This is a genomic window from Shewanella sp. S1-49-MNA-CIBAN-0167 (genome assembly GCF_040310145.1).
Lineage (GTDB): Bacteria > Pseudomonadota > Gammaproteobacteria > Enterobacterales > Shewanellaceae > Shewanella > Shewanella psychromarinicola.
Genome location: NZ_JBEOPO010000068.1, coordinates 1 through 11,194, shown reverse-complemented (window position 1 = coordinate 11,194; position 11,194 = coordinate 1). Strand labels below are relative to the sequence as shown.

The following is an 11,194-nucleotide window of genomic DNA, read 5'->3' as shown; positions in this document are numbered from 1 at the left end:
ACGCTCATTCCCCAAAAAAACGAAGCCACCAAAAAAACGAAGCCACCAAAAAAACGAAGCCACCCATTTTTGAACAAATAACATAACTCGTTTCATGGCTTTGGCGAGAGGTATACTCGATGTACTCAACTCACCTATTTCTATCGATATGACTAAAACATTAGCGATAAAAAACTCGTTTACTTGTCTTTTTCGAAATTAGGCACAGCAGGAAAACTTGATAGTCATCAAGTGTAAGGTGAATTGTAATTTGATTGGGGATTGTGACTTAAGCGCACAGCCAGCGCTGACAATTTGCAGCGCCTTGTCGTCGTTTTCGCTCTAAATGCTCACAGTATTCGGTTAAGGCAGGTAATGCTCCGACAGCTCCTTTAAATAATGTGCCGAACTCTGTGGTGATTTTAAGCCAATTCTCTGCTGGGATGTTGAGTCTATTCAGTATGTCCTGACTGCTTGAGCTAATGGCACCACGTTTATCTTCTCGAATAATCCGACCAGTATCTTCAACTAAGACGATGTAGTCTTTTACACTGAACATGAGCCCGTTAGGCATATTGAGTCGCTCATTACCCATAAACGGTAATAACTCAGGTGGTTGCTCGCCTTTCATTGCTGAATTTATACGGCGCTGAATACTGGTGTAATCTGAGATTTCAGGTGTGGCGGCCATCTTCGCTCTAACAGGGTTTAAATCAACGTAGGCCATACAGGCTAATACTGCGGCTTCATCAAGCAGAGCTTGAGATTTGAAACGACCTTCCCAGAATCTACCTGTACACTTATCTTCTTTGTTGGCCATTCTGGCAAAAAAAACGAAGCCACCCATTTTTGAACAAATAACATAACTCGTTTTCATAGCTTTGGCGAGGGTTACGATAGACGTGCTCAACTCACCTATTTCTATCGATATGACTAAAAAATTAGCGTTAAGTAACTGGTTTACTTTTCTTTTTCAGAATCCGGCACAGCAGAAAATCTTGATATCAATCAAGTATAAGGAAGATGGTGGTTTTTCAAGAATTAATGCTTAAGCGCGCAACCAGCGTTGGCAGTTTGCAGCGCCTTGTCGTCGTTTTCGGTCTAAATGCTCACAGTATTCGGTTAAGGCGGGTAATGCTCCTACTGCACCTTTAAATAAAGCACCAAATTCAGTGGTGATTTTAAGCCAATTCTCTGCAGGGATGTTGAGTCTATTCAATATGTCCTGACTGCTTGAGCTAATCGCACCACGTTTATCTTCTCGAATAATCCGACCGGTATCTTCAACCAGTACAATGTAGTCTTTCACGCTGAACATGAGCCCGTTAGGCATAATGAGTCGTTCATTACCCACAAACGGTAATAACTCAGGTGGTTGCTCACCTTTCATTGCTGAATTTATTCGACGTTGGATACTGGTGTAATCTGAGGTTTCGGGGGTTGCTGCCATATTGGCACGAATTGGATTCAAATCAACATAAGCCATACAGGCGAGTACTGCGGCTTCATCAAGTAATGCTTGAGACTTAAACCTGCCTTCCCAGAATCTGCCTGTGCACTTATCTTCTTTGTTGGCCATTCTGGCGATGGGCTCACTGAGTGAACGCATAAACCAACTGATATCAATTAAGCGCTTACGGTATTCGGTAATGCATTCATTAACCGTTTGAAGTTCAAACTGGTTAAGGTCTTCCTCTTTAAGGTATTTGTGAGTGAGTAACGTGCCTTTAAAGCCCTTGTGCCATTGAATGAGCACGTCTTTATCTGACCACTGTTTTACTTTGTCAGCATCGACTTTCAACACTACATGCAAATGGTTACTCATCACGACATAAGCACAGATATCAATAGCAAAGATGGTCGCTAACTCAAGAATGCGTGAATCAACCCACTCACGCCGATGCTCAAAGTTTTCACCAGTGGCATTATCAATTCCACATAGAAATGCCTTACGTACCACACGAGAACAGCAGTGATAGTAAGGCGTATCTTCTAGGCTAACGATAGTTTGTCTTGGTCTGGCCATCTTCTATTACCATTTGAAAAGGGTAATAAAGCCTAGTTCAGTGTTGAATATTTAGCTAGTTAGAATGGGTGGCCATGTTATTTTCGCGAACAACAGTGATAGTAAGGCGTATCTTCTAAACTCACGAGGGTTTGTCTTGGTCTGGCCATCTTTGATTACCGTTTGGAAAGAGTAAATAAAGCGTAGTTGAGCGCTCAATATTTAGCCAATAATCTTGGGTAGCCAATAATCTTGGGTGTCTTAATTATTTTTATTGGTCTGGCCATCTTTAATTACCGTTTGGAAAGGGTAAATAAAGCGTAGTTGAGCGCTCAATATTTAGCCAATAATCTTGGGTGTCTTGATTATTAGCTGGGTGTCTTGATTATTAGCTTCGGCCAATAATCTTGGGTGTCTTGATTATTATCATCGCTGAATTGATACGGCGCTGAATACTGGTGTAATCTGAGGTTTCAGGGGTTGCTGCCATTTTGGCTCTGACAGGGTTTAAATCGACATAAGCCATACAGGCTAGCACTGCGGCTTCATCAAGTAGTGCTTGAGACTTAAAGCGCCCTTCCCAGAATCTGCCTGTGCACTTATCCTCTTTATTGGCCATTCTAGCGATTGGCTCACTGAGTGAACGCATAAACCAACTGATATCAATTAAGCGCTTACGGTATTCGGTAATGCATTCATTAACCGTTTGAAGCTCAAACTGGTTAAGGTCTTCCTCTTTAAGGTATTTGTGCGTAAGCAACGTGCCCTTAAAGCCTTTGTGCCATTGAGTTAGCACGTCTTTATCTGACCACTGTTTTACTTTGTCAGCATCGACTTTCAACACTACATGCAAATGGTTACTCATCACGACATAAGCACAGATATCAATAGCAAAGATGGTCGCCAGCTCAAGAATGCGCGCATCTACCCACTCACGCCGATGTTCAAAATTATCACCAGTGGCATTATCAATTCCACATAGAAATGCCTTACGTACCACACGAGAACAGCAGTGATAGTAAGGCGTATCTTCTAGGCTAACGATAGTTTGTCTTGGTCTGGCCATCTTCTATTACCATTTGAAAAGGGTAATAAAGCCTAGTTCAGTGTTGAATATTTAGCTAGTTAGAATGGGTGGCCATGTTATTTTCTATTTCTATCGATATGACTAAAATATTAGCAATAAATAACTGGTTTACTTGTCCTTTTCTAAATTAGGCACAGCAGGAAAACTTGATAGTCATCAAGGGTAAGGTGAATTGTAATTTGATTTGGAATTGTGATTTAAGCGCACAACCAGCGCTGACAATTAGCTGCATCTTGTCGTTGTTTTCGTTCTAAATGTTCACAATATTCGGTTAGTGCAGGTAAAGCTCAAAAAGCGCCTTTAAATTCAGTTGTGATTTTAAGCCAATTCTCTGCGGGAATGTTTAATCTATTCAGTATGTCCTGGCTGCTTGAGCTAATGGCGCCCCGCTTATCTTGTCGAATAATCCGTCCGGTATCTTCAACTTGCACTATGTTGTAATGGTCAATTTTTCTGTAGAGATTTTCAACCCGCTTAAATACTCACGCGTTCTCGTTGAATCTTGCGGAGGGATATCTTGCTTGTAATAAAGAAGAACCCTGGGTTTAAATCTCTATCTTTTGCCCAAACAAAAAGGCCTTATCTTTCGATAAGGCCTTTTCATTGAATGTGGCGGAGGGATAGGAATTTGAACCCAGACTCTCGAATTAAATAGTTAAAATAGTCGTTTAAATTCATTTTGTTGCAGAACTTTACATCTTCAAAGTCTGCAATTGCTAACTAAGATTGACTTTATTTCTGAAGTTGAAAAAAGTCAATAATTATGAGCCTTTAAAAATTGTTTTATATATACTTTTCAGCTGAATACTTTATGGGTTATTCCTAATGTAATTGTAAAATATCAGAATTGCTTGTTTTCCAAGCTGACAACTCAACAATAAACGCATTCAAAGACAACTGCTCACATTGGCTTCCACTCAAGGTATTGGAATAGTTTATCCCAATACTTGTTCTTACCAAATTATCCTTTTGCAAATAAAAAGAATGATATAAATCACCGTCAGAACTCAAATTTAAAGGGGTAATAGCTATTGGCCCTGAATCACCATAAATACCAAGATCTACTTTATTTAATTTTAAACAATGAAATTTTGTTGGAATACTTCCTATCTTTACATCAATTTGGTACATACCATATATTTCACTTGCTTTAACTTGTATTTCTACATCGTAGCTTGCTGCATTTACTCTTGTTATATAAGTAGACTTATAATTACTTGGCCAAACGCAGAAGCTAATTACGGCCAGAATAATAATCAAATACTTGATTGATATCATTTTAAATTTTCCCTGTAACTTTCAACTGCACCAAACGAAATAGCTTCTAACCTTGCATCGTGTGATCTACCATATTGAGTATGGACTCCTTCATGTGCAAGGTTGTAAATAACACTTTCCTTATTCGATAAATCTAACTTCTGATAAGGATTATGTTTGTTGCCTATAGTTTTCGCATAGGTTGATGTTCTATACAAAGTAATATAACCACCTTCCTCCATAGCTTCAGGCCAGCCACCATCAACTTGTCCTGCAAAATTATTTGCATTCTCAAATGACAAGAAAGTCTCCACTCTTATTTTCCCTGACTTGTCGATATAACTAATTGCAAATTTATCAACAAACTCTCTCCCTTTTCCACGCCTTATTTCGGGTAATTCTCTAGAGGCTTTTTCTGCATCATTATACACTTGATTTGCATCCGATGGTGCCTCACCAAGAGTCGACTCCGCCTCAAGTCTTCCCTTATGCTCGCCCGAATTAAAACTGGATTTAGTGTTAGAGTTGCCGGAATTATCTCCACTGGTATCATTACTAACGCCACTAAACGTACCAGAACTCGGCGCAAAAGTTCCGGCTTTGCTTGCTGAACGGTGATCTCTTACTGCACGTCGAGTTTCATTTTTCTGGCCATTACCTGTTACTTTTGTCTCTTCTTTTTCTACTTCAGCATCATTTGATGGACCACCTACCGCTTCTGCTTTATCTGTTTCTGCTAGATACCCGGTCGGATCTGTCCCACTCATCGGGTTATTCAAAATATACGAATACGGGTTAGCGCTTTGACTATTCTCTGGGAACTGCAAAAACGGGTCAACACTTAAAAAACGACCGATGTTAAAATCGTATATCCGCCCGTTCATATGAATGAGCTCTTGGTCAATCAAATGCTCATGGTCTGTGTAGCCCTTAGTGACACCTTGCCAATTAGTACCAGATAATAAAGTATTGCCTGATGCTATGTCTCTTGGGCGACCAAACACATCATAACCACGGTGCTGTAATACTGCTCCGGTTTTAGCATCCATCAAGGTATCAACACTGCCTAAATGGTCGCGCAGTACATGCTGGAACGGTGATTGATTACCTAAGCTGCCCACATGGGCTTTCATCTTAATGGTGTGGTCACCAATGTAGGTTTTATCTACCGTACTGCTTAAGGTCACTTCACGCTCAAAACTGCCCACATAATACGTGGTCGATACCACACTACCACTTTGCTGTTTAACCTGTTTATAGCGGTTACCATTCGCATCGTAACTGAATGTACTTTTTACATTATTGCGGTCAACCGTTAACGGCTTATTTTGGTCGTTATAGCTTAATGTTACGCCATCGCCTGTGAGCCGGTTACCGTTATTGTCATAGGTGAAGGTTTTTGTACCACCACGGATAAACTGCCTAATGGCGTTAGGGCCTGCATTACCGCCAGCACCTTTGCCTACACTACCGTAGAGATACTGACTGCCGTAATCGCCTTTAACAAGGATATTACCTGCGGCATCATAGTCGTAATTAACCGCAGCATAGGTGATACCTTTGTACGTTTTAGTTGAGTCATCAACCCGCATGAGCTCGTCATAGTTGTAGCTTTCTTTGAACTGGGTAATCACATTGTGTTGAAAGGCTAAGTTACCCATTCCATCATAATCATAATTTAAGTATTGCACCCCGATAGTACTGCACCCTCCAGAAGAACTGGTACAGATACTCGTCGGTGAACCGGCTAAATTACGGCTAAACTGTTGAACATAATGGTTACTGAACGTTTGTTGATTAATACTGCCAAAGGCGCTGTACTCATCGATTATGCGCAGTGATTGCTCGGAACCATCAGTAAAACGTTGGTAGTCTTCGACTAAATAACCATTGTCGTCAAAACGATAGGCTACATGCTCGCCGCTAGGGTACTGCATGGCTTTAATACGGCCAAATTGCGAGTCATAGGCATATTTTTCAGTGAAGCTTAAGCTACCAATAGCCGTAAGTGTTTGCTTAATGCGCCCAGCGGTATCATAGCTATGAGTTTGAATATGCCCATCGACTTTAGCCTGGTATAACTTAGCGTAACCTACGATAGTATCATATACCCAGGTTCGCGTTTGCTGACCTGTTTGACTCGTTTGACGACCGGCTTTGTCATAGCTAAATGTGGTTGTAATATTGCGCGCATCTGTTTGGGTTTTAAGCTCGCCATATTGATTATAAGTAAAGTTCCATACCCCCATATTCGGGTCGTTAAACCATGCCTTGCGGCCTAAATCATCATAGCGAGCGGTAATTTTACTGCCCAGCACATCTTGGATTAATACAGGTAAACCTGCTGCATTATAGGCAAAATAGCTTTTATTACCTTTTGCATCTGTAGTGCTTAATAACTGGCCGAGGCTGTTATAACTGCGACTCATCGACGCATTTAACCCGCCAGAAACGCTAATATTCGTCGTAATGCCATCGCCATAGTCATATTCTGACTGGTAGCTAACCATGCCGTCATTGTAAATCTTACGTGCGGGCCGCCCTAACGCATCATAACCTTGGAATTGTGTCGTATTTTGGGTGCCGTAATCCTCTGTTGGCTTGGTTTCACTAACAATATTGCCTCTTGCGTCATACGCGGTTTCGCTAATGATTTCGCCTTCAAAACCATCGGTTACCTGCTTTACAGGACGACCAAGGCTGTCGAAATAGGTAACGGCTTGTGGTTGGCCATCTGCTTGTACAATTTGCTTGTAGGCATAATCTCCGGTCTCCCATTGTAATGACACATAGTTGGTAGGCTGGATAACTAAGGCGCCTTTAGTGACTGATGAGCTTTGTACCATACCAATAAAGTTAACCTGATTGGTTGTCGTCACTCCATCCATATCAACAGATGTCAGAACCTGACCGGTTAGTGGGTCATAGGTATTGGTTGTCACGGCAACGCCCGGCCATTGGGCATTAAAGGTTTTATAGACAAAATAACCATCATTAGTCATGGCGACTTGATTGTATCTATCTCCCACACTCACTTTGCTTGCATTACCGTACTGGTCATAGTCGCTATAAGTCGTAGTGGTGGCAACCCCTTTTAACGTACCGGTGCCTTCAGTTATGCTGCTGATCAACTCTTGTGTATTATCATTATAAATGTGCGTCGTTTTTTGGCTTGTCGCTGTATTAGCAGGGTTTAAAATTACACCTTCATGAGCTACTGTATAGGCAACCGACTGGTTGGTTTCTGAGGCTGTAGGCATAGACCAACCCGCTATATCGGTATAATCCTGTGTACTGCTTTTGTTATGTTCTATGGTGTTATCAATCGTTGAAGTTGACGATAACGTCGTTTGACAAAAACGGTTTTTTTCTTGCGAGTTTTTCACCGTCGTCACAATGGTGTTTGGGTCAATAGATTTCGTTACGCTCGTTGTCTTTTTAGGATAGAAACACCAACTTTTGCCACCATTTTTATTGGCAATTCCTGCGGTATAATCCGATAGACTCGGTGATAATTCGTTAACGCGGTATTCATTGAGTATATTTTGTTGACCGTCCTTAATGGTTTTTTTCAACACAGTCCCTGACCAAGGGAAGGTTTGTGAGAACATGGTTTCAGTCGTTAATGTATGCAGATTTTGAGCATCAGTATTGGTTTCAATAATGTCACTAAAACCTTGAAAGCCTCGGCCCGCAACATGGAATCGAGCATTTTTATAACTGTATTCCGTTTTGTTAACCCCATTTAAACCATTATCTTCTTTTAATGTAACAACAACTCGCATGGTATTAGTGAAATTTACGTAAGGATATTCGGTCGTCTCAGGCTGAGAGTAAATATTTTTAAGTTGCGTATAATCAAGCTGTAATTTTTCCCCCATACCTGTTTTGATACTCTTAATAGTCGTATCTTGAGTATCCACATGCGCAAACAGGGCAAATCCGACGGGATAAGAACTAGGCTTGCCGCCATATTTAGAGCCGTAAAACCAGGTGCGTTTTGTGGCGTCTGACTCAAACCCTATTCCTGAGATGAAATCAACTCTGCCATCACCCGTTAAATCGATAGGGGACAGCGTAGCTAACGCACCATAAACGGGTAGTTGGACATCAGTAAAAGATTTGCCATCAGGGTTGGTGAGCAACACATTCCAATACCAAACATCATGGTCATAAAATTTAGGTGCATTGCCACCATCAACGGCGCGACAGGACTCGTTATACGTCCAATTCCAACATTCATACAGGTATTTTTTGCGAGCATAATTAGGATAAAGGATGTCTTGACGACCGTCGCCATTATAATCAATAAATTGAATGAAATTTTCGTGCACGTAACCAGCCGAACCACTATAAGTAGGGTCCTTGGCAAAACTGCCATTGCCGCCACTAAACGCCAGCTCTTTTATGCCTGTATTAAATGGTGCTTCAAATAATCCATTGCCTTTATTGAAAATGATATAGCGGGTATAAAAGGTGTCGGCGCTGTTCACCTTATGCAATGTCAAGATATCGCTGAGTCCGTCACCGTTAAAGTCTACCCAACGGCTTGGTCGTGTGCGATGAACAATGTCAACATTGACGTTAAAAGTGATATTTTTCTCAATAAATGAGACCGCATTTGAGTCTGGGTTAAACTCAACCTTGTACCATTTTAATGACTTGTGAAATTGGCTTGGCGCCAAATCAACAACACCATCGCCATCCACATCCATCGGAATAAGCGGTTCTTTGGCCTGTGCAGTAAAGCTGCGTTTGTAACTAAAACCAGCACCAGAGTCATTTCGCAGATAAGCTTTATAAGTAATAGTGTAGTTGCTGGATCCAGTAACCTTATTGGTAGCAACGAGAATATCTTTACGACCATCACCATTAATGTCTACAGCATGACTTGTGCAAAACTTATCCCCAATATCACGATAAATCGTGGTATAACAAGTCGCACTAATTCCCGACGTATAAGAGCTTTTAAGGCTGCCATCAGCGTTAAAGCTGGTAAAAACAAGCTTAGAAGCGCTGTTGGTATAAACAAAATCATCAGCACCATCTAAATCGTAATCGATAGTGCCATTTATGGCATTTGCGCTTTCTTCATTTGAATTGGGTAAACCATCATCATTCAAATCACCCGCCCACTGACGGCCACTAATGTCAGGCAAATTGCGATAAGTAATTTTGTTTCCTGTGCGTGATAGATAGATGCCGTCTAACGGGACGGATAAGTCTGCCACACCATCGCCATCATAATCGGCATCCTGTTTTACTTTTAATCCAACAGTATAATTATCTGTAATGTTGGCTAGTGCATGGTTGGTTTGTAAGTTGTGCTGGTATTGACGGTAAAACCACGAGAATTCTGTTGTTAAACAATCATTATTGTCTGTATCGCAATACTGCAAATTGTCTAATATCGCTGCATCATTTAAAGAAGTGGTCGGAGTCTGATAATTCAATAACCAAGTTGCTTTCTCTTGCCCTTCAATGTTCATTGAAATACTCATCAACTGCCTGTCATGAACACTATAACCTCCCCATTGATAACCTTTAGAGCTAGGTATTTTTTTGTAATCAAAGTGAATATTTCGAGTCCCTAAAACACCTTCATAACCAGTGTAGAAAATATCAAGAAGATAGCGATTACCTGCAGAGGCTTCATCGTATTGATAACTAATTTCATTGCTGTGAGTATCGCGGGTGGTATCTTGCAGCCAAGTAGAAGCAAGGTTTAATCCTACGGGGACAATACGACTGTTACTTGATTGACCCAATAAATGTTGAGTACCATTTACTTCAGAAGCAACAAAGTAAACACTGCTGCTATTTAGTCCGCCACCTAATTGTTGCACAATAACAGAACCATCGCGCTCGGTTTGATAATAGGTGCCAGAGGTGCCGTATTGCCCAACAGAACCGCCATTAGTCGGAGATACTGCCACTAAGCGACTACCGTTGTAACAAATTTTATCGTCTACACTAAAAGTGCTATTAATCGTTGAGTCATCTAGATCATAAATATTAGAACAGCGGGAAATGCTAGAATTGGCTGATAAACTCCAGCCCATGCCGGCAATTCCTTCACCAGATTGACTGTTGTAGTTTAGCGATAAGCTAGGTTGAACGCCCTTACGACCTGGAGCAATAGTCAAAGGCACTGAATAAGAAAATGCACCGCCATCAACGCCGGCATTACCTTTTATTTCACCCACTAAGTCGCTTTGCTCTGGTGATACGGGACTGTTCGCTGCATCAGATATCTCATTAATATCAACTAACGCTACAGAAAGGACATTGAATGACGCTGTGCTTATCGATGAATATTGATTGGTTGAACTCTTAGCTCTAACGTTGACCTGATGTATTCCAATTGCCTGCATTCCAAAATCATAGTTGTAGGGTGAGCTTGTGTCGGGATACCAAGCGGAGTTATCTATTGAAAACTCTACTGCACTAATATCGCTATCATTATCAGATGCACTTGCCGTTACAAATAAAGATTGTGATTCATATAAGTCAGGAATTGGCGTTAAGCTGACAATAGGAAGATCATCGACGGCATTGACTGTCACAACGAATGCAACAGTACTGCTTAAACTGCCATCGGATACGGTAATACTAATAGTCGATTTTCCAGCTTGGTTCGCCACGGGTGTCACACTCACCGTACGGTTGGCACCACTGCCGCCCAATATCACATTGGCGGTCGGAACGAGTGCCGTATTGCTTGAACTGCGACTCACTGACAACGAACCTGCGGCCGTTTCAGCATCACCTATGGTAAAGGCAATAATGCCCGTATTGCTGTCTTCATTGATACTGCGGTTGCTGATATTGCTAATGGTGGGGGCGTCATTCACCGCATTGACTGT

3 protein-coding genes and 3 pseudogenes are annotated in these 11,194 nt (G+C 41.4%); all 6 read right to left on the bottom strand.

Annotated features, from left to right (window positions below; all coding sequences use genetic code 11):
- Positions 1-268 precede the first annotated feature (268 nt).
- Positions 269-805, bottom strand: a pseudogene (locus AAEZ00_RS20050) (transposase); the annotation flags it as partial.
- Positions 806-1,027: 222 nt separating this feature from the next.
- On the bottom strand, positions 1,028-2,005 hold the full coding sequence (locus AAEZ00_RS20045; RefSeq protein WP_351089640.1) for a transposase: 978 nt from the start codon (positions 2,003-2,005) through the stop codon (positions 1,028-1,030).
- 406 nt (positions 2,006-2,411) lie between these two features.
- A pseudogene (locus tag AAEZ00_RS20040) lies at positions 2,412-3,050 on the bottom strand (transposase); the annotation flags it as partial.
- Between the two features lie 218 nt (positions 3,051-3,268).
- Positions 3,269-3,496: pseudogene (locus AAEZ00_RS20035) on the bottom strand (transposase); the annotation flags it as partial.
- A 397-nt stretch (positions 3,497-3,893) separates the two neighbouring features.
- Entirely contained in the window at positions 3,894-4,349 is a 456-nt protein-coding gene (locus AAEZ00_RS20030) for a hypothetical protein (protein ID WP_188918416.1), read from the bottom strand.
- Positions 4,346-11,182 (bottom strand): SpvB/TcaC N-terminal domain-containing protein, encoded by a 6,837-nt coding sequence (locus AAEZ00_RS20025; RefSeq protein WP_351089637.1) that lies wholly within the window; start codon positions 11,180-11,182, stop codon positions 4,346-4,348. The genes AAEZ00_RS20030 and AAEZ00_RS20025 overlap by 4 nt, the downstream gene beginning before the upstream one ends.
- Between the last annotated feature and the right edge of the window lie 12 nt (positions 11,183-11,194).